The 21,268-nt window shown below is 56.6% G+C and carries 10 protein-coding genes and 1 CRISPR repeat array; of the genes, 8 read left to right on the forward strand and 2 right to left on the reverse strand.

Annotation, left to right across the window (positions count from 1 at the left end; all coding sequences use genetic code 11):
• Positions 1-116: 116 nt before the first annotated feature.
• Both ACXIUA_RS02555 and ACXIUA_RS02560 read left to right on the forward strand, forming a co-directional pair.
• Positions 117-3,194, forward strand: a complete 3,078-nt coding sequence (locus tag ACXIUA_RS02555; RefSeq protein ID WP_457976042.1) for a Z1 domain-containing protein — start codon at positions 117-119, stop codon at positions 3,192-3,194.
• 10 nt (positions 3,195-3,204) lie between these two features.
• Positions 3,205-4,668, forward strand: coding sequence for an ApeA N-terminal domain 1-containing protein (locus ACXIUA_RS02560; protein WP_457976043.1), 1,464 nt, complete (start codon positions 3,205-3,207; stop codon positions 4,666-4,668).
• A gap of 131 nt (positions 4,669-4,799) precedes the next feature.
• Here ACXIUA_RS02560 and ACXIUA_RS02565 read toward each other — a convergent pair whose 3' ends face one another.
• Positions 4,800-6,218: a hypothetical protein gene (locus ACXIUA_RS02565; protein WP_457976044.1), complete on the reverse strand. Its 1,419-nt coding sequence runs from the start codon at positions 6,216-6,218 to the stop codon at positions 4,800-4,802.
• The gene (locus tag ACXIUA_RS02570; protein ID WP_457976045.1) at positions 6,211-7,614 is read right to left on the reverse strand and encodes a DUF4357 domain-containing protein; all 1,404 of its coding nucleotides are present in this window, start codon (positions 7,612-7,614) and stop codon (positions 6,211-6,213) included. The genes ACXIUA_RS02565 and ACXIUA_RS02570 overlap by 8 nt, the downstream gene beginning before the upstream one ends.
• A 772-nt stretch (positions 7,615-8,386) precedes the next feature.
• On the opposite strand from ACXIUA_RS02570, the gene ACXIUA_RS02575 reads away from it, so the two are divergent.
• The 6 genes from ACXIUA_RS02575 to ACXIUA_RS02600 all read left to right on the forward strand — a co-directional run bounded on the left by ACXIUA_RS02575 (position 8,387) and on the right by ACXIUA_RS02600 (position 20,629).
• Positions 8,387-9,370: a hypothetical protein gene (locus ACXIUA_RS02575; protein ID WP_457976046.1), complete on the forward strand. Its 984-nt coding sequence runs from the start codon at positions 8,387-8,389 to the stop codon at positions 9,368-9,370.
• A 278-nt stretch (positions 9,371-9,648) separates the two neighbouring features.
• Entirely contained in the window at positions 9,649-10,281 is a 633-nt protein-coding gene (locus ACXIUA_RS02580; RefSeq protein WP_457976047.1) for a type I-E CRISPR-associated protein Cas6/Cse3/CasE, read from the forward strand.
• Between the two features lie 33 nt (positions 10,282-10,314).
• Positions 10,315-11,625 (forward strand): type I-G CRISPR-associated RAMP protein Csb1/Cas7g, encoded by a 1,311-nt coding sequence (gene cas7g / locus ACXIUA_RS02585; RefSeq protein ID WP_457976048.1) that lies wholly within the window; start codon positions 10,315-10,317, stop codon positions 11,623-11,625.
• On the forward strand, positions 11,625-12,875 hold the full coding sequence (gene csb2 / locus ACXIUA_RS02590) for a type I-G CRISPR-associated protein Csb2 (protein WP_457976050.1): 1,251 nt from the start codon (positions 11,625-11,627) through the stop codon (positions 12,873-12,875). Before cas7g ends, csb2 begins: the two co-directional genes overlap by 1 nt.
• Entirely contained in the window at positions 12,872-16,234 is a 3,363-nt protein-coding gene (gene cas3g / locus ACXIUA_RS02595; RefSeq protein WP_457976051.1) for a type I-G CRISPR-associated helicase/endonuclease Cas3g, read from the forward strand. The genes csb2 and cas3g overlap by 4 nt, the downstream gene beginning before the upstream one ends.
• Positions 16,235-16,349: 115 nt before the next feature.
• Positions 16,350-17,781: a CRISPR direct-repeat array (repeat unit 28 nt; unit sequence GTCTTCCCCGCATGCGCGGGGGTGGTCC).
• A gap of 889 nt (positions 17,782-18,670) precedes the next feature.
• Positions 18,671-20,629, forward strand: a complete 1,959-nt coding sequence (locus tag ACXIUA_RS02600) for a hypothetical protein (protein ID WP_457976052.1) — start codon at positions 18,671-18,673, stop codon at positions 20,627-20,629.
• Positions 20,630-21,268 lie beyond the last annotated feature (639 nt).

Consider the following 21,268-nt stretch of genomic DNA (forward strand, 5'->3'; position numbering starts at 1 on the left):
CGTTCCGTTGTTCTGGGTCCAGCAATATTAAGAACGCGATCTCAGATCTGTATGACGCACGAAGTCTTCGCGTCCGCCCTGCGATTCATCAGGGAGTCGAACTTCTCACCGGAACCATGCTTAGCGACGACCAGCTCCGCGAATACCTGCGTAAGGGCTCGCCCGCGGACGTCCAACCGCTCGTTTCCTACATCACCGCGATCGCAAATGCCGACGGGGCGACCCTCGACCCGAAGACAACAACTCCACCGGACTCCGCCGAGCGGATCGCATGGATTTTGGAGCAGTTGCACCTGGGCGAGTTCTCTGAGGACATCGACGAGCTGCTCGTGTCGCCGGAGCCTTCAGTGATCGTTGACCAGGTTTTTGATGATTGGTACACCCCCGAGCGTGCCGCCAAGAACGCAAACTATTGGACCGACTACAAGAAAGTCCTGTCCCGTAATAATTGGGATGCGGCCTCCATCGCCGCCGTTGACGAGCAAGCAACGGAGGTGCTCCGCCGCCTCACCGACCCGACGAAGGCTGAGTACCAGTCCTCCCGCGGACTGGTGGTGGGCTACGTGCAGTCGGGAAAGACCGCGAACTTCACTGCACTTGCCGCCAAGGCCATCGACGCCGGGTATCGCTTCATCATCATTCTTGCCGGCACGATGAACAACCTTCGCGAGCAGACGCAGCGCCGAATGGATAAGGAGCTGTGCGGTAAGGAAGCAGTGCTTGATGGTTTGGATTACGAAAACCTCACGAAGGAAGAGGTCAATTACGAGACCTACTTTAACGAGGACGAAGAATGGGAGCGGGACTGGAACGATCGCGGTGGCGCGTTCCTGAGCCACGGGCCGCGCTACGGCGAGCCAGGCTTCCCGCGCATCCGTCGCGTCACGACGTCGAAAATTGACTACCAGCGTAGAGTCTCCAACGACATCGATATTGAGCGCCCGGACAAGTCAAAGCCCATGTATGACCCCGCCAACTTGGACAACATGAAGTGCTTGGTTGCTGTGGTGAAAAAGAATGCTACCGTGTTGCGTCACTTCAACTCTTCCCTGCGGCGTGCCGCCGGTGTGGATCCCGAGTTTAAGAACCTCCCAGTGCTGGTCATCGACGATGAGTCCGACCAAGCGTCGATTAACACGCGCCCGCAGAAGAGCCGTGGGAGCAAGGAGGAAGTCAACCGTACAGCAGTGAATGAGCAGATTACGGAGATCCTGCAGAACTGCCCGCGCGCACAGTATGTCGGCTACACCGCTACCCCATTCGCAAACGTTTTCATTGACCCCAACGACCCCGTTGACCTGTACCCGCGCCACTTTGTACTCATGCTGCAGGAGCCGCCAGCGTATCGTGGCGCGCGTTGGTTCCACGACCGCGCAGAGTTCGCGGATGGAAGTGAGATCCCGACGATTCAGAACTCGCAGAGCAAAGCGTTCATCCGTGATCTCATCGACGAAAGTTCAGTGAGCGATGAGTTTTATGACGAAACGCGCAGGGACGAGCTCCAAACAGCCCTGGATATGTTTGTCCTCACCGGCGCCCTGAAGAAGTACCGTGAGGCGAAAGATCCGAAGTACTCCTTCCGCCACCACACGATGCTGGTACACGAGGGCGTCGATACTGCCATTCACCAAGACGCAGCGCAGATGCTTCGTGAACTGTGGAGGGAGCGTGGCTATAACCTTGGCCGCCCGATTCCTGAGATGAAGCAGCTCTTCGAGACCGATATCCTGCCCGTCATGCGAGAGGAGCGCTACAACCCCGGCTACCCGTATCCCGAGCGCTACGGAGAGTTGTTGCCGTTCATCAACGAAGCGTTCGCAGAGATGATGGTTGGCGTCACCGATAGTTCGGGCCCGGTGATGCAGGTAGACACGGAAGGCAACGATTCGCCGAACTTCGAGGCCGGCAAAGTCTGGAAGGTTTTAGTCGGCGGTGCGAAGCTCTCGCGTGGTTATACCGTCGAGGGGCTCACCGTCTCCTATTTTCGCCGCAGAGCCGGCAGTGCCGATACGCTCATGCAGACCGGGCGCTGGTTTGGGTTCCGCAAGGGCTACCAAGACCTCGTCCGGCTCTACGCACCTGCTGACCTGGTGGAGATGTTCGAGGCCGCCATGCACGACGAAGAAGTCTTCCGCGACAACATCAAGGCGTTTTCCGAACTTGACGACGACAACGCTCCCCGCCTCACCCCGATGAAACTTGCACCGCTCGTCCGGCAGTCGTTGCCGTTCCTGAAACCAACGAGCAGTTCGAAGATGTTCAACGCGTACATCATGAAGCAGGCAGCGGCACCGCACCCAGTGGAGTTCAACTCAATTCCCGTCCGGGAGCAGAAGGAAGCGTTGCGCCAAAACTTCCACAACGTCGCGATTCCCATGCTCAAGACGATGAATCCGGACCCAGTCTCAGCTGCCTTCTACCGCAAGGAAGGCAAGTGGAAAGATGAAGTGAGCCATCGCCACGGAATGAAGGATTATTACTGCGGCACGATGCCTGCCCAGCAATTCATCCAGATTTTCGATGCCATGAACTGGAACGATTCCATCAATTACAAGCAGAACATCGTCCAACCTCTCGTCGAGTACCTCCGCGGCTTGCTGGGGAGGGGGCGCCACGCCGACCCGTCTCGCTCTGACCTACTCGAGGTGGGCATCCTGCTCCCCAAGAACAAACAGCGCGGGAATACTCCGGAAACCGTTAGCATCTCAGGCGTTCCATTCGATGTGCCCCTCGTGGTTCGTAAACGCCGTGAAGATCGTAACGACATCACCGGTACGGACAGGAAGGACACTTACGTCCTTGAGAGTATTGCCTCCGGCAATCCGATCTCGGTCCACCGGCAGCCAGAAATCGAAGCAATGGCGGCGGACGGCATACATGTCAACACCGACTACGACCCAGACGCCGAGCCATTCGACATCTCAGGCGAGCACGCCCACAAACGCGCCGCCGTCCTACTCACTCTTTTCGACGACCGCGACCCCGTCGACGTCAAAGTTGCCAAGCAGCTCGGCACCTACACAAAACCGGATTGGGAGAAGGGCGAGATCGGTGTCGCCATCGCGGTCGGCTCGCCACACGCCGCTGTCAAGGGCAGCGAGGGCTTCCTGGAGTGGGGCGTGCACCTGGCCGCACCTGAGGGAGAGGAGGAATCCCCGATCGTCGACGTCGCTGCTGTCAAGGACGCGGAGTGATTGGGCATCAATGCTTAGAAATACAGAGCAAAAGAGCTGGAATGGCGTTTGGTATTTACCGGGTTCGTCCGAACGCCATCATGGGACGTTGACTTATAGCCCGGAGGACTCATTTCAGCTAATTATCTTTTCCGAAGGATTTGAGTCTCCATTTGTTGAGCTCGATGTTCCACCAAAGATATTTAAAGGTTCCGAGCAAGCCAGAGTGATAGGCATACGGGACAAATCACAACCCTATGATGCTGTGTACGGCGAGGCTGATGGAAAAGAAGTTACCCTGTTAGGTGTCTTCGATGGCGGTCATACAACCAAATACTCTGCTGGGGGCGAAAGTTCTGAAGCGACATATTATCCTGGGCTAATGCTCATCGGAGCTCATATTCCCAGCAAACGAGCCAAGATACTTACTAGGCTTGATGTGTCTTTCGACTATCTGAGCTACTGGTTAAACGACATGGGATGGTTGGATGTCGTACTCAAAACGACCGAAGCCGATCCCACGTACCACGAGTATTTTGTTAGAGCTCGCGTGCCTGGGCCACCGGGTCCTGTCGCCGGGCTGGTAATCAATAAGGAAGTCGCTCTTACTATTGGCTTTCAAGGTGTGCTTCCAAGCCTTTCTACTAGTGCCTATGGTTTTCAAGCTCGAAGTCGAATTGAGGCGTTTACGAAGTTTGTGGCAATCGACGAACCTGTTGAACTTGATGACTTCTTAGCTGAAGTAGCGAAGGTAGAGGCGCTGCTAACGATTTGTATGGACCGTCCATGCAAGGCGCATGCGTTTGGCTGTGAATTGGAGTTTGAGGGCAGGAAACGTCAAGTCGATTTGTTAGTGCCCCGAGTTGGTCGCGTGGTACCAGAAAATGAACGAACCCATCGCATGAAGGAATTGGTTAGGTGCAGCGAAGAAAACAGTTTTGTTGATCTTTTCCGTAAGTGGTTCGCGTTGTATTCCCGGAATCCAGCAATTGGAGTAATAGGCGGATTCCTAAACGAAGCCTCGGGACAACCATTGGAGCCTTCAGTAGTGATGGCGCTGGCGCTCGTTGAATCATTTCACAAAACACACGTGGGAAAGAAGTCCAAGGATCTACTTCCCGAGACAGTTAAACACAGCAAAAAGATAGGTAGGTGGCACGACGGTAAGCAAGCAACAACATTTCAACGTGCGCTTGACCTCTATTTCCGGTTGCCTGAAGCCGTTCAGAAAGAGCTATTACCAACTCCGGACTGTTGGGCAAAAGCGTTAAGCGACGCAAGAAACGACATTTCCCATGAAGCAGTGCTCAAAAAGCGATCAGGGTTGGAAGCTTTTGCCGCTGCAAAAATGGCGGTCTCAGTAGTTACGATTCATCTTCTGATGGAGCTCAACGTTAGTGAGCAGGACATCCTGGATTTGTTTCAACGCTCAAATAGCTTGGCAAAAGCGAGGAACCTAGTTCAGAAGCATCTGCTGCAGTCTTCTGAAGGATGAGTCTTGTGAAGTTTTAGGCCAGAGCAAGACTAAAAACTGAGCAAGACTAAAACGCCGTCGCTAACTTCCGTGCACACTGGGCTCGCAGCGCCTTGGAGTATTTGAGGCGGAGGTGTTTTTCGTCGAGGCATCTATTGCTTCTTCCGCTTCTGCATGATGATGTAGGCCAGCGTTCCTACCAAGAGCACATCGGCAATGATCAAGATGGTGTAGGTAGCGCTCATCTGCCATGCGCCGGAAAATGCGTAGACGGTGATTGGCAAGCCAAGCACCGCTAGCACCGTACTTAAGTAGAACCGGAATCGCTCGGTTCTTTCCTGCGCCTGTGCCCTATCGATCTCGCCCGTGATAGCGATTTTTTCTTTGAGCTTCTCCAGCCGAGAGTCCAAGTGCTCCTTGGTATTACCCAGCGCGAGAGAATCGAAGAGTTCGGAAGCTATTGCCTTGTGCGTGCGGTTTCTCGTATTTGTGAACGTAGAAACCACGTTGTTGAGCGCATCGAACTCGCTATCTAACGCCAGCACATTCTGCAGCAATGAAGTGTAGTTAGCGCTTTCTGCAGAGGTTTCTAGGATTTCATCTTCGATCTTGTCGGCAGTTTCTCGGTAGAGAATTTCGGCAAGAAACATAACTGCAAAGATCCGTGAGTAGATAACCGATACGTAGAAAATTTGAGCGCTGTACTCGTGTGTGCTTTCACCAGCGGAGAAAAACGCTGCACCGCGATTAAGGATTTGTGCGCCCCAGGAGTCAGACAACTTCAAGTTATCCGCGCGAGCTCGCTGAACTCTTTGCGGGGCTTCGTCCTTGTTGTTCTTGTCCTTTTGCCCAGTGGTGGTCGCAATTTTTCGGGCAAGGAGCATGTCGTCGGCATTCTTCTCTGGATTCAGCGACAACGCGGTGGTAACCGGGTAACACTGGTAGTGAGTTTCTCGGTTCGCTTGTTGCCCGCCAAGATGGGCTGCGAAGTAATCATCTACCGTTTTGAGGAACTGACGCCGTTCGTTTGTGTGGCGCACGCCGTCTTCCAGCAGCGAGGCAAACCTCTCCAGGTCGTTGCCGTGGGTAGCCATAAAATCCTGAGAGATGTGGGCAATAATGATGCAACGCCTGGAGGCTTCTGAGGTTCTTTCGTTCCTGAATATTGGGGTAGGATAGAACAATTCAAAAGCTGAGAAACGAATTTCCGAACTAGCAAGGGTGAACGTCTGATCGGCGTTCGGTACGTGGTGGAACACGGAAAGGAAACCGGGAGCCGATTCGGGAGGTTCGTGCTCTAAGCACTGGAAAGCAGCGTTCCGGGTCTTGGGATCAAAAGAGTTGACTGCATTCCGATTTGAGTTGGAAACCGCCAGCACCGTGCCATCTGGGTTCTGTCTTATCGATTGCTTGTCGGCAACATACGGAGCAATCGCGGCTGCCGCTGCACCCGATATTGTCAGAGGGGCCACTCCGGGTGCCCAAAATCCAGGTGCAGCATCTGGGCAGGGGAGCTCAGCATCAATGATGAAAAAACACCCGGTTGCCTCGAGCTGATCGTACTTATTCACTATCTTCGTCTCGTGCTGAGCGGTATTCCCCTAGGGTTTCACCCGTATCTGTCTTCCATAGCTGGTTTCCATTGGTCGCAGCGCCTTTCACCACGCTGGAAGCCGCGGACGGCGAAGTAAACGTATAGTTTTCGGTGAATTCAAAGGGGCCGTTCTCCGTGCTTCGGTCGTCGCCCTTGAATTTGAGTACGCCTTCTTCCTCCAGCTTGAGCGCTAAATCCCGGTAGCTCTTCGGCATCGATGGAGCCCATCCAGAATCAGTTACAGAACCGGCTTGTACTACACAGCGGCCGTCAGTATGAATCGTCGCAGTAGCACGAACCTTCCCCCACACAGTGATGTAGAACTCGTCGGGGTATGCCGTCGTCTCTACTGCAGATTTGGCGGTAGCGGTAACCGTCTCGTCTGAAATGCCCAACTCTGGAAACTCGCGTTGTACAGCTTCGATGAAGCCTTGAGGAGTCAATTGGATGTATCGGCTGGCAGTATGTGTATACATTTCCTGGACTAGCTCTTTACGGGGAAACCGTTTTGCTTCTGGGACATCATCAATTTTGATTCTCTCCCACCAATCATCCTTGAGATCTCCGGTGACGAAGACAACATACGGATATGTGGACTCTGTCGAGTCGGCGTTCAGGTTTTTTGCCAGACGCAGTATTTCTTTCCAAACAACTAGGTCGCCGTACTGTTTGTCATCCTTCTTCCCGTTTTTGTTGTGGGCCTGATCGTCCTTGTAGCCTGGCGGGATTTCCTTTTCGAAGCGCTCCTTGCCTTCTGTGTAAATCTCTTCGAGCTCCTGCTCAGTGAAGGAAGGACAGACATTGGCCGAAGATTCTGACTGCTTCGACGTCATGAGGGCGAGAGCTTGAACAATCTCATCTTCTTCAACACGGTGGTCAAATCGCTTGTTATGAGTGTCTATTGACTCTTGCAAAATCGCCGTCAGTTTCTCGGCGCTTCGCGTCACTTCGTCGAGCAACTGCGCATATTCTTCTTTAGATGCCACGGCCTGGGTTTCTAACCAGCCTTCGAACTCTCGCCTGATTTCTTCAGCGTAGCTCTCGATCTTGCCTTTCGATGATTTGGTATCAGGACTGCCAACTAACCCTGATCGGGCGCTCCAAAACTCTTTGAGAACATGATGCGGAATCCAAAGGCGATTGCCGAAATGCTGGAGCGTCTGCAGCCAGTTGTTGGTTACGCCTTCGTCATACTTGTATAGGTTCAGTAAGACGTTCGTATCGATTGCGATGAAGCCCTTCTTGAGCGCTTCGGCGCATTCATCTTCATTTTGAAGCACATACTGCGAAAACTGCTCAAAAATCGGTGAGGATTGGCACAACTGCTGAACGGTCAGTGTACGAAGGTCGGGCGTTCGAGCGTATGAATTCATCGGCTGTACAATCTTTCTGAATTTGGCGGGACCTTTTAAGCCTGAATATTACCTGAACGTTCGTATCTATTCTTTAGTTCTGGCACTACCCTTCCGAGGCGCACAGTCGTCAGCTTACTTCTCGGCAACATCATCGCGTGGCTCTGCAGGGTGAGGAGCGTCCTTGGCCTCGCGGTTTCCAGTGCGCCCCTCCTCACCCGCGATTTACTCCCATCTGCAATTCTGTTCACAAATTCCAGACTCCGCGCCTAGGTAAAAATTCTGCTGATGATAAACGAAGCCAACAACCCCAGTCAGGCTGGGAGAGGTGATTTCCAGCTTTCAAGCTGAGCGATGACGGTGGGAACTGTTTGCCCAATCCGTTCTTCAGACATATTCGCGCGACGGATTTCGCGATCTAAGAAATAAACAATTCTTTTTCGGAGTCTAGGGAATTCGAAACTGCTGAGACTCGACCCAGTCGATCACGTCGGACACGGCGATATCTTTCTGTTGGTGACAAATAATGCCCAAAGCGCTATTGCCGTCTGACTCCAGCAGGTCTTTGCATTGAAGAAGGTGCGACAAGTTAATTATTGGACTATCCGCAGTTTCTATAGGATGCTCTATATCCCAACACTGGGCTGGCGCCGTGCGATGCGCTGCTGTTTGTTCTCATGTGGCTTCGGCTGGTGCTCTTACTGAGTTGGGGTATTTGTCTAATGTTTTCTTTTAGGATTTATTTGGCAGTTCAGCATAATGATGTGTTGAAAGCCCCTTCACAGAGGCACTTTTGTCTTTCGATTGGATTCGAATGGTCATTGCGGAAATTATTGGATCTTTCATTGGCGCAGCTTTGGGCGCGGTAGCACTTTGGGCCATCTACCGTTGGATTGAGAGTGAGTGGCCAAGTTCGTACACCAAACCGGAGACCTCGGCGGAATCGAGTTATAAGCAAAACCCAGTCCGAGCATTTTTGTTTTTTCGCGGAGGTCCAGTCGCACTTGTAAGTTTGTTCCTGGCGGTAATTCTTGAGAGAGGTGGAGCGAATCCCTGGCTGGGCGTGGGAATTTTATGTTTATTGCATATTTTGACTACAAACTTCAGGGCCTTGGTGGATCTTCTTCGCCCACCGAAACCCTCTACATGGGTAATTTGGACGCTTTACCACTTGTTCACAATTGTGATAGTTGTAGGAACTGCTGTACTTGTTACATTTTTTCGCGCCAACCTTCAATGGATGATCCCCGGTTCTGAGGAACTTTTACAAGCGGTTTGGGCTGGTATTTTCGCAGCCATTATTTGGTCAATTGCGCGTTCTCTTTTGAACGCTCAGAAGCTCGACGGTGCGGAACTCATTGATTCATTGATCGATGATATGGGCCGAAAGAATTGGGAGTTGATCGAACGGCTCGCGGCAAAGAATCATACTGAGGAATTTCTCGTGAAAGCGATTGTGCTGGCGGAAGTAGAACAGCGACCACGGTGGTTTAGGCGGCTTGAACGGTTGGCTGGTTCGTTTCGGAAGCGCGGGACCTACGGTCCTGCACAGGTTATGGCGACGAGTCCGATCAGTGATCCGGAATCAATCGAACTGCTATTTGACAATATTAGGCGTGGAGAGTTGTCCGCCTTGGACAAGGATCAGGGGTATGTGGAGCCCAGTGCATTAGAAGAAGTCTTCCTAGCGCATAACCAAGATAGCGGGCATGCGAATCGGATGATTTACTTTTTCCGATTGCTAGAAGAGCTAGAGGGCGGGATGGGTTATGGGTAGGAACTCTACTTTTCGTCGTCGGCTGCTTTCGTTGCAAATGATCAGGCGTATGACGTCTAAAATATATCAATTTTCCAAATCTAGATCTGTTTACCCTGGTAGTTCGTGGGGTGTGTGCCTACGGAAGCTGAGGTCCAGGTACGGCTACACGGTGCAGTTCGGGCTAGTACCGCTATGCAGCCCGCATTCCACTAGACTCTGGCACGGCCTTACCCGTGTTCGAACAAAAATTCCACAGCCCGCCAGTAATGTCCGGACCGTCTTTTATATTGGGGTCTATGACAAATGACATCCCTACATACGCGCGGTATGTGCTCACGTTGCCGTCGAGAGCCGTCGAGAAAATCGCGACAGACCACGGCGCTGGCCACCGCCTTTTGATGGCCCTGCTTCCTGATGGAGTGCTTGATCACCAATCTCCACGACAGTCCGCACACCTGCTGTGGACGATGACGAAACCAACTGAGATGCTCGTCAGCTCCTGCATCCCGTTGAAGCAGACAGCCGATATTTCGGTGGTGGCCGCAGAACACACTGAACCGCAGGCTGGAAAGCGCTATCTCCTCCAGACAACGGTTGAAACCACTTACACCCCTGCTACGTGGGTACCGGAAGAAATCTGGAACCTTCCGAACCGGCCGGCAATCCATGGCAAACGTGTCCCGGTGCCAGGCGAAAAGCTCGAGCAATGGTTGGTGGAAAAACTTGAGCGGGCCGGCTTCTCGGTCGCCAGTCTTGATGCTGCACGCTCGTACCGGCTGCCGATCAGGAAACGTACGGTGCCGGTTGCAGATATTGCTGCTGAAGTCACAGTCGCGGACGCTGAGTTGGCGCTGAGGGCGTATCGCGAGGGCTTCGGCAGGTCGAAAAACTTTGGCTGCGGCCTTTTGCGGCTCTCGCCACTCGCATAAACCCACTTGAACTATCTGAAAGGACTACTTCTTATGTCTCATGATTCCCTCTCAAAGAACTACGCGGCGATCACATATGTTGGGGACATGGTGCCCACAGCTGGTCGTGGCTCACCGATCGCACCGCCGACCTACATTGGAAGCTCTGATGGGGCTGCGTTTGCTCGTTCTGAGGCGCAACCGGTGCCTACTCCTGAATCGGGCTATCGCGAGTTCGCGAAGGACCCTGATTCTGGTGCGCTCGTGCTTCGTCCGTCGGTTGTTGTGAATTCGCTTGGTGCTGAGGCAACGCGGATTGAAACGGCGATCATCGAAAATGAGGATCTCTTGGGGCTAAAGCTGCCAGGTATCTTCTTGGATCATGAAAAGACCAGCGACGAGAAGCTACTCGAGGTGGCAACGAAGGCGTTGAAGAAGAAGGATGCAGCACCGTATGACGAGAAGTTCCTCGCTGAAATGCTGCGTAATGACCTACGCCAGGCTGAAGCGAGCACGTGGGTGACTTCTCACCGTCATGCGGATGCGTACATCAGGCACAGCGAGATTGATGGCAAGCAGATCTGGGCAGATCGCGATAGCGAGGTGTACAGGATCATCACTAACGCCTCAGCCGATCGTGCAGACTTGCTGTTCCGCTACTTCCCTAACTCCGCGCTGTTTGGGTTCTGGCTGTCGTCGGTCGCTCCGCGGCGTCACAAGCTGGCGCGTTCGCTCTCGTCGGTGATGACAGGCTATGACGCGCACGATATTGCGTATGGCGCGACGAAAGGTGACGTACTTGGCGGCATCTCGGCCGAAGTGAATTTGCAGCGGGATGATAAGACACTGGAGCTTTGCGAAGGCGGCGACCAATCCCCATCGGAGTTCGGTCTCGGTCCTGTACCAAACGCACCGACGACAAAGGCCTTTTCGTGCGGTTCTATTCTGCGCCAGTCCTCTGTATCGTTGACCAACCTGCGGCACCTTAAGGTGCCTGGTAACCGCGAAGCGTCGCATCTGATTGCTGATGTACTGGCCTGGCTAGGAATCTTCGGGTTGCTTGTTACGCAGGATGACAACTTCCTCCGTTCAGGGTGTGACCTGGTCACGGTGCAGTCGACATCAGGATTCAAGCGCATCACCGCTGCTGGTACTGCTGAGGATTGGGACATTGACTTGGACGCAGCGATCGCTGGTTTCCAGGCAGCATATGGCCGACTGCCTGAGGAGCTGCGCTTCGCAGAGCCGATCTATACCGAGTACCCGGAGGCCATTTTGGCTGCACGAGCGACGACTATCCTGAACGAGTCCAAAGCTTCGAAGTCTGAGAAAGGCAAGAAGAAGTCTGAGAAAGGCAAGAAGTAGTGGCACTGACATTTTCCGTTCAATTTGTCGCGGGGATGTACTCGGGGCATCACGAGGATCATGTCGTGTTCCCGCCGTCGCCAGCGAGGTTGGTCGCAGCGCTGCTTGCAGCGGCACATCGCTTACCGGAGGTCGAAGAGGCTCGCGCGATTTTGAGTGAGATATGCGCTGCGGCGGATCCGCTCATCGTTGTCCCGCCCGCGTATGCAGGAGGCTCAGGAGAAACGTATATGCAGCCGATTACCGCAACCCCGGGCGGTAAGAAAGCTAATCAAAAGGTGTTTGAAGGTCCGCAGAGAATCATGGGGCAACGCGGTGGAAAGATTCGCAAGCGCTCCAGTGGGCATTTTGTGGTCACTGGGGACCTGTACTTCGTGTGGGAGCAGCTCGACATCAACGATGAGCAGCTTGCGCTGGTGCAGCAGCTCGCCAACGACGTCGGGTATTTCGGCCGCGAGTCTGACCTGGTGGTGATCAGCGCAGGCCGCACCTCCAAGGTTGACTTGATCCGCGAGTGTGCGAACTCGCATGAGTTCTACTCGCCGATGCCGCGGGGAGGGAAGCAACTCCGTGTGCTCTCACCGGGTTTTCTGAGCTGGCTCGATGATCGCTACGCGTCCACGTTCGGTGAGGATGCACGGGTCACCATTCCCGTGGATCACCGCGTGCGGACAGCTTCGTATGCTCCCGCCGCAGTGGTTCCGAACAGCGACAGTGTGCTCGTTCCCCTCGCTTTTCGACGCCCACTTCCCCTCGAGCAGGCGCTCAAGTACGCGAAGTCGGTTCGTGGCGAAGGCGGCGTCGCAGCCTTCCCTCTAACCCGTTCCGGCAACCGTTACCTGGATGGCTCCGCGGTAGGCCTAGGCGTCGTGACCACCGGTGGAGTCGTTCTTGATCCGTCATTCGATACTGAAGTACTCGGCGAGAATACAGGGGCGATCACGCTGCAACCGAGCTATTGGCTTCGCCCAGCACAGGTATGGACGACTGCGGTTCCGTTCATAGGCCACCCGGACAAATGGGTGGCTAGCCAGCAGATTCTTGCCGCGGTACCCGATGCCGAAATCCTTGAGATGTCTGCAGCGCCTGTTCGCGCCGGGCAACAGCACGTTCCTACGTCACCCACGCAGCGCGCGTGGCATCTTGCCTTGCACACCCCGGATGTCGTCCACGGCCCACTATTGCTGGACCCCAAGCGTGGCACTGGGGTATGCCTTCCCGATTATCGAGCGAAAGAGGCACAATCATGAGCACCTTCCCAACATTTGCCGCGTTCTACGAGGCAGTGCACGGATTCGCGCCGTTCAAGTGGCAAGATGAGCTCGCCCAGCAAGTGTGGGAGCGCAAGAGCTGGCCTGAGCAGGTCGCTGCACCAACCGGTGCCGGCAAGACCTCGACGTTGGATATTGCCGTCTGGGCGCTAGCAAAAGACGTTGCCGAGCACGGCGTAGGTGCGCGCCATTTTCCGCTGCGTATTTTCCTTACAGTTGAGCGCCGCTTAGTAGTGGATGGTGCTGCTGCACACGGCGCCATTATCGCGAACAGACTCGAGACACAGCCGCAGCTTGCGCCGGTACGAGACGCGCTACGCCAGCTGCTTCCACGAGATCACAAGGGGCCGGTGCTTCGTGTCACGTCGCTCCATGGTGGCAAAGCCCCCGAACGTGAGTGGCTTACTCCGGTGGGCGCACAAATCATTACGGCAACGGTAACGCAGCTTGCTTCCCGCACGCTGTTCCGAGGCGTCTCTGTCTCCCCACGCACACTGTCCATGCATGCAGGTCTTACGGGTGTTGATCGCCTCATTCTTATCGACGAACCCCACCTTGCCCCGGCCGCCGTCAAAATGTGGCGCGAGGTGGAGCAACTCCAACGCCAGTACCCGCGTTCGCCTCTCGTAGGCTCGACCGTTGTTCTCGGAGCGACAATTCCTGAAAGCCTGAGGTCAGTTGATTGCTTCATTGGTTCTCTTGCCGAGGATCCGTCTCCAGCGGCGAAGGCCCGGTTGGGGATCAAGAAACCGGTCCGATTAGTTGAGACGTCGAAGCCGGTAGACGAGCTGGTAGCGGCTGCGGAAACCGCATTTCAATCACGCTCCCAAGACCCAGACAGCGATGGCGTCTTGGTCGTAGTGAATACGGTGAAGCGGGCTGTTGATGTGGCGAAGAAATTGCGTACGAAGCTGAAGCGTAGTTCTGCCAATGTCGTGTTGCTGACTTCGACGGTTCGACCCATTGATCGGGTACTGCCGGATGATTTCACTCCGGACACGGTGATCGTCGCAACGCAGACTGTCGAGGTCGGCGTGGACATTGATGCAGAGGTACTGGTGACGGAGTTGCCGTCGCTACCTGCACTAGTGCAACGCTTTGGGCGTGTGAATCGTACCGGCCTGCGCCAGCAGCGCGAGTCCACTGTTGTGATTCCGGTAAAGCCTGACGGTGCCGCGAAATCCATTTATGGACGCGAGCAGATGCAGGCATCGCGTGACAGTCTCTTTGCACAGGCAGAAGACGGTCTGATCGGAGACGCAAGCACGCTCGTGGTTCCCTCTGAGGCATGGGAACCTGATCCTCGTACCTGTTCGGTGGAGGAGTACTTGCCTCGTTTGACTTCGACCAGGCCTCCGGCGCAGGTTCCGTGGGAAGCGTTGGCGTTCGGACCTGATGCGACAGACCGCGCTAGTGTCACATTGGCGTGGCGTGAAAACCTGGATGAGATACTTGACCAAGCGCAAGTATTTCCCGACGAAACGATCGCTATTCCGATCGGGCAGGCGCAGGCGTTTCTCTCTGGAAAGTCATCGGATGCGGCGTTCGCGGATACTGTGGCGAGGAGTGGCGACAAACCGAAGTCGCAGCGTATCACCATCAACTGTCGTATTCGTGTTGGCGAAGAATGGGTGCAGCCCGAGTCCATCAGCCAGGTGGAACCGGATGCGCTAGTGGTTATCTCTGCGTCCGAGGGAGGCTACTCCCCAGAGACGGGGTTCTCTACGAAGCTGCAAGCGCCGGTGGAAGACCAATCGATGCAGATCTGTGTTCAGCAGGGACGTGGTTTCTTCGATATCGGGCTTCTCGATGAGCAAGACCTCTTCATGCTTGCCGAGCAACTTGGCCTCGAACCAGCCGATCTCATCTTGCAACGCATAGCGGAGCGCTTCTCCGACGTTGACGTTGAGAACCTCGACGTTGTGCTCAGCGGCCGTGCCGTTGGCGTCCGCTACTCCACAGCTGCAGCGCGACGCACCCCCAAACGCGTCACGCTTGCCGACCACAGCGTGCAGACTTCCCAGCTCGCCGAACAATACGCGACGCTTTCCGGTATTCCCGACGACATGGTTGAAGCAGTCTCTCGCGCTGGGCTCCTTCATGACGCCGGCAAGGTTGACCCCGGATTCCAACACAGTTTCGGCAACTATCTGCCTGAACCCGTTGCGAAACCGGTCGGTCGCGTCATGCCGTCGTTGCTTGATCGCGGTCAAACGACGTGGCGTCACGAAGTCCTTTCAGCGACCGCGGTTCGTGGTGACTCTTTCGCGGAAGAACTCGTGCGCCACCTGATCCTGTCCCACCACGGTTGGGCTCGGCGCCTGAGCCCGCACGATGGCACAACCTACACGAACTCACTGCGCTACCGACTTCTCGAGGAACAATTTGGACCTTGGGGCGTGGCCCTTTACGAAACGATGCTGCGGAGCGCGGATTGGGCGGCATCGGCCTCTCCACGCAGTGGACTAGCCGAGTCGTGGGAGTCCCTCAACATCCATGTCAACCCCAATTCCCTCGTCGATGTCTCCGAGTACGCGGTGACGCACGTGTTCACAGGCCCACGGCCGTATTCCCTCACGATGCTTCTCGCAGGCATCGGAGCGCTCGCTTCTTGCGTCCGCAATGGCGATACCTCGGCGAAACTCAGGGTGGTCGACGGCAAGGTGGAACTGTCGTCGACAGTTGATCCTTCTTGGGACATGCAGCTCTATAACTCGATGGCCTTTTCTCTAGAGGTCGGGGCCGGTTTCAAGAGTCCGGATGGCACTTTGTGCGATAGTGATGCAAAGGATCGAGTGAAGGGGCGAAATAAGTGGTACCTCCAACACCGGCAGTCGGCGCTTGAACAGTGCCCGGAGGCCGCTCCTTTGTTTTTCGATGCCTTCACTGATGATGGGGAGTCGAGGTTGTTCTCAATCCCGATTTTCCACGGGAACGGAAAGCCGTATTTTGCCATTGTCACCGATGACCCCGTTCAACGAACACAATCACTTTACGACCCCACCATCGGCCTCGTGGATGGCAAAGGGACCGGAGGACTCGACGTCAACACAGACGATCGCTTCTCTGGTGACATGGATCGGCGATACTCCGAAGACCATCTGGCCTGGGCAATCGCGGGCATGGTTGCACTCGGCATGCCAGGTGACGAGAACGGGTCCGGTGTCCGCGATAGGCAATTGACACTGACCGCGCCTACCGAATGGTCGACTTTGGAAGAAATCCAAGACTTCGTCATGAGTCCCATTTCGACCTTGCCAATCTACAAGTGGCGCGACCAGCCAACCCGGCAATCTGGCCAAATCAAAGTATGGGAGCCCATCATGGACAGTTCTTAATCCCCGTAGTGTCACGGTTGTGCTCCGGTTTAAGACTACTAGTGCTCCTGCCTTGCTGACGGGGCAGTCGTATCTAAAATGGTCGGTGGTGTGACATCACTCCAGGTCAGTAAGCGTCTTCCCCGCATGCGCGGGGGTGGTCCGTTGATTACTGGCTCACCTGTGGTCTCTGGGAAGTCTTCCCCGCATGCGCGGGGGTGGTCCCCCCGATGCGGACAAGCGCACGCAGAATACGTTGTCTTCCCCGCATGCGCGGGGGTGGTCCCAGCACATCATTCTGCGCGATGAGATGCTCCAAGTCTTCCCCGCATGCGCGGGGGTGGTCCCACAATTTGTGCAGTCCCAGGCTGTCCATCTGCGTCTTCCCCGCATGCGCGGGGGTGGTCCCCAGGCTGTTGCCGCTTCCGGGGCGCTTGAGAAGTCTTCCCCGCATGCGCGGGGGTGGTCCCCACCGGCGAGGGCAACGAATACCGCTACCAGGGTCTTCCCCGCATGCGCGGGGGTGGTCCGTCGGTGCAGGTCTGCACGTCACTGTCCCCGTAGTCTTCCCCGCATGCGCGGGGGTGGTCCCGCCGCGAAGAAGGCCCGTGAGCTGTGGTTTGAGTCTTCCCCGCATGCGCGGGGGTGGTCCCTAATGCAGACCATCAGCCCAGACACCATTGAGGTCTTCCCCGCATGCGCGGGGGTGGTCCGTTGATTACTGGCTCACCTGTGGTCTCTGGGAAGTCTTCCCCGCATGCGCGGGGGTGGTCCCCCCGATGCGGACAAGCGCACGCAGAATACGTTGTCTTCCCCGCATGCGCGGGGGTGGTCCCAGCACATCATTCTGCGCGATGAGATGCTCCAAGTCTTCCCCGCATGCGCGGGGGTGGTCCCACAATTTGTGCAGTCCCAGGCTGTCCATCTGCGTCTTCCCCGCATGCGCGGGGGTGGTCCCGGTCTGTCGCAGACATGATCAGGTCAGTCGCCGTCTTCCCCGCATGCGCGGGGGTGGTCCCGGTGCCCCATCAAAGTTCTTGGCCGGGCCACGGTCTTCCCCGCATGCGCGGGGGTGGTCCCTATCGCGACCAGGCAGGCACCGTCCACCCGTTGTCTTCCCCGCATGCGCGGGGGTGGTCCCACTCGTAGCGCGCCGGGCATGGCTCCCACGAAGTCTTCCCCGCATGCGCGGGGGTGGTCCCTATCAGACGCGGTAGGCGGGCTGTTTGGTGGCGTCTTCCCCGCATGCGCGGGGGTGGTCCGGTAGACGCGGATACCGCACTGGCCGAGGCGAAGTCTTCCCCGCATGCGCGGGGGTGGTCCCCAAAGCAATGTTCTCGCCACCGCAGGCGAGATGTCTTCCCCGCATGCGCGGGGGTGGTCCGCAGGGCTTTAAGCGCAAAACAGACGCGCAAGCGTCTTCCCCGCATACGCGGGGGTGGTCCCTCATCGATGACGGTCGCGTCGTAGTCGTCTTGGTCTTCCCCGCATACGCGGGGGTGGTCCCGTGGGCGTGCAATCCAGGAGGGTGCAGCGCAGGTCTTCCCCGCATACGCGGGGGTGGTCCCAACAAGCTGCAACAGCCGCAACCCTTGATCACGTCTTCCCCGCATACGCGGGGGTCCCGAGTCCAACGGGCGTGAAACGTCCGGCCAAATGTCTTCCCCGCATGCGCGGGAGTGATCCCTTGGTTATGGTGGCCTTGATCAGCTGCGAGGTGTCTTCCCTCCATGCGTGGGGGGTGGTCTCCGAATCAGGCAAGCCGTACTTTGTGTCGGAGCGTCTTCCCCGCATGCGCGGGGGTGGCCCCAGCCGGGATGGTCACGGCGCGGGGGTTCGATTGTCTTCCCCGCATGCGCGGGGGTGGTCGAGGATGACCTTCCCAACCTGCCCCGGCCACGACCTCTCTACCCCCATTACTCTCCTCTGCAATTCTGTTCACAAATTCTCGACTCCGCGCGTGAAGCACGTCCCCACCCACTACCTAATCCCTCTTCTGCCCCCATGTCTCCGATTCGCCGATCCACCCCTCGAACGCCAGCATTCAGGCCTCGGATCTGTCCCCATCGATCTTGCCTGCGACTGGGGAGCGGTCCGAGCGTGATGTGGGTCCGAGTGCGGTCGCAAGATGTTAGGTTGTAGCACTTCGGCCGCCATCATTGCTCGCCTAAAATCCGCTCCGGTTAACCTCCTATGGTCGACCAACCCCGGTACGCACTTTCGGCGATTAGGCGATCGCCGAACCGCGAAATCGGCGCAGATACTCGAAACTGGTCGAAAACCCCGTGACCAGCATTGGTCGACGAGACCAAAGCAGCACGCGAGGCGCGCCGAGCACCCGGGGTGCGGAGGGGGCGTCGATAATTAAAGCTCTATTAAAACCGTCTGCAAAGGGTTATTGTTATCCGTGTAAGTCGCCTGTGTTCGGCGTTGTGCAGATTTGTGGAGAAATAGAGTATGAACCGGAAGAAACTGGTTGCGCTGTGTGGTGCTATCGCTATTGCGTGCGGGTCAATTACTGCGGTGGGTGGCCCGGTGGCGGGCGCGTATGTGGAGAAGCAAGACACTGCAGGCATGCAGCCGAGCCCCGATGTGACTAACCCGGCGAAGATTCCGGCCGTGGACGTGGAGGTCGAAACGGATAAGGCGGACGAGGTCAAAGCTGGCGACACGTTTAATATAACGATTTCGGGAACAGCGGAGGCGCCGTTTCCTGCTGGGGACGCAGCTGCTCAACCTGGTCAATCCAACATTCAAGGCTTCACTGTTGAGGTAACACTGCCGGACGGCATCGAGCTTGCCGACCGCGCAGGAGTAAACATCAACGGCCAGTCTTTGGGGACTCAGGGGTTTAATGAACTCCCATCAGGTTCGTACGAAGTAGACCTTCGCGGCGCTATGGGCGAGAAAGGCAACTTCCAGATCACCGTCCCCGTCAAAGCAACGAAAGATGCTCCCGCGGGTGAGACTTTGACGTTTTCTGGCGCTGCCCAAGCACTGATTAATCCGGAGTTCTCTTTCGACGCTGTCCCGGGTAAGCGTACCGTTTCGCCTCAGGTAGTTGACGGCAAGTGCACCTGGATTGCCAAGACGGAATACGAACTCCACGCTGGTGAATACGGCGCCTGGCTTACCGAGCTTTTCCTCGGCGTCACCGACCCAGCCAATGTTCAGCTTGGCGACGCCACCATTACCATTTTTGACGCCGACGGCAAGGAGATTACCGGCAAAGCTGGTGAGTTCAATGCTGAGGGACGGTTGACGGACCCGAGAACGTTGGAGAAGCGCAATGAGCAGTATAAAAACACGACTTGGCAGCAAACTTACGACTGGGGTTTGAACCTCAATCGCGCCGACCTGAACAAAACGCTTGGGCAGGTGTTCCTTCCTAGCGGTAGCCGCGTAGTCATCGAGCAGCCCGTATACGATAACCAGCGTCATTGTTCGATGACGGAGGTGTACCCGTCGGATATTTACAGCAGCTACGTCGGCGGCGTCATCATGAACCCAATCAAGCGTGAGACCGCCGAGATCCAAATCCCAGCGCCGGAAGCCCCGACCTCGCCTGCCGAGACGCCAACGCCCACCGTAACTACGACGGCAACTACGACGGCGACTACCACCGCAACCACCACGGCGACGATGACGGCAACTACGACGGCGACTACCACCGCAACCACCACGGCGACGACGACGGCGGACTGCGATTGCTCTCCAACGACGGTGACTGAGACCGCGACGACGACGGAGAAGGCCCCTGAGCCGACCACCGAAACCGCCACGGTGACCACCAAGGAGACCACCCCGACCACCGTAACGGCCACAGCAACCGAGACCACTACGGCGACCACCACAACGACCGAAAAGGCCACGGAGACCGTCACGACCACTGTCACCACGACCCCGGCCACCCCGGTGGACCCGCAGGAACCCACGCCGACCGCCACCGCAACGTCGACCCCGACCGCGCCTGGCAAGACTGCCGAGCGCTGCTTCGCTAACGCGATTGCGTCGCCGCTGTTTTACCTGGTGCCGGTTGGTGTGCTTGCGGCGGTTGGCGGTGAGCTCGCCCGCCCGTACGCCGGTGCGCTGAATGAGCAGCTCGCACGCATCAATGCGGATATTCAGGCAGCGTTCCAGCAGGATTCGCCAGATCGCGGTCGCAATGGTCGCACCCCGCGTAACGACGACCCCTCCGCCGCCCTCCGCGCCCAAATCGCGGACGCGAATCGGAGGTTCCAGGAGATTGCTTCTGACCCGAACGTCCAGCGTATCGGCACGGTCGCCGCAGTGATCTTCGGTTTAGCTGCCGCCTCCGCCATCCTTTACGACTGGTGCTCCTCCGAACCCGGCAAAGCCTTCACCGCCATCGAGGGCAGCAGTGCCGCGGAGCGTTTCCTGAACCGGAACCGCTAACCCCCGCTGTCCTGCTCCAACCGGAAACGGGATATCAGTGAACTGAATTGAGCGGCGACTGTGTAGTGCCTCAACCCCCATTACTCCCATCTGCAATTCTGTTCACAAATTCCCGACTCCGCTGGAGGCAACTACTTCAGAAGGCCTCCAGCCTCCGCACCCACTGGGCGAGCGTGCCGTCGATAATCGCGGCATGCAACATAGCGGGGCCAACGATCCGCCGCCCGGTGAACTCGCTTGAGCCCCCATCGCTTCGGTGGGGAGCACGGTTTGGGGCGGGTGAGCGTAGTCGTCGCCATGCGCCGTAGAATCCGGTTGATCGCAGTGCAGTTGGCGCGATTCGGCCCCATCATCACCTACGGTGGGTCGTGTTGACTCAATTTTGACTAGCGGGCGTCGATGAGTAGCTCGGTTGCGTAGTTCTTTGACCGCAAGCGCCTGGCTTTGGAAACGCCTGCGATTACTGGAGCTTCGGCCATAGGGCGAGAGGTTCGGTTCAAGCGCCTCATTCCAAAGAATTACGCGAGCATTGCGTTCTCCCGCATGAGGCTTGGGGAGAAGATGCACCCACTGACCAAACGTCAGCCCCGCTAACGAGTCATCCTGCGTACGCCACACACTGCGGACTGAGCCGATAAA

It is taken from the genome of Corynebacterium sp. UMB8791, assembly GCF_054166365.1.

Bases quoted from the DNA above. Each gene is read 5' to 3' on its own strand.
- ACXIUA_RS02580 (WP_457976047.1), top strand. From the start codon at position 9,649: ATGACAAATGACATCCCTACATACGCGCGGTATGTGCTCACGTTGCCG.
- ACXIUA_RS02560 (WP_457976043.1), top strand. From the start codon at position 3,205: ATGCTTAGAAATACAGAGCAAAAGAGCTGGAATGGCGTTTGGTATTTA.
- cas3g (WP_457976051.1), top strand. From the start codon at position 12,872: ATGAGCACCTTCCCAACATTTGCCGCGTTCTACGAGGCAGTGCACGGA.
- ACXIUA_RS02600 (WP_457976052.1), top strand. From the start codon at position 18,671: ATGAACCGGAAGAAACTGGTTGCGCTGTGTGGTGCTATCGCTATTGCG.
- ACXIUA_RS02570 (WP_457976045.1), bottom strand. From the start codon at position 7,614: ATGAATTCATACGCTCGAACGCCCGACCTTCGTACACTGACCGTTCAG.
- ACXIUA_RS02555 (WP_457976042.1), top strand. From the start codon at position 117: ATGCTTAGCGACGACCAGCTCCGCGAATACCTGCGTAAGGGCTCGCCC.
- cas7g (WP_457976048.1), top strand. From the start codon at position 10,315: ATGTCTCATGATTCCCTCTCAAAGAACTACGCGGCGATCACATATGTT.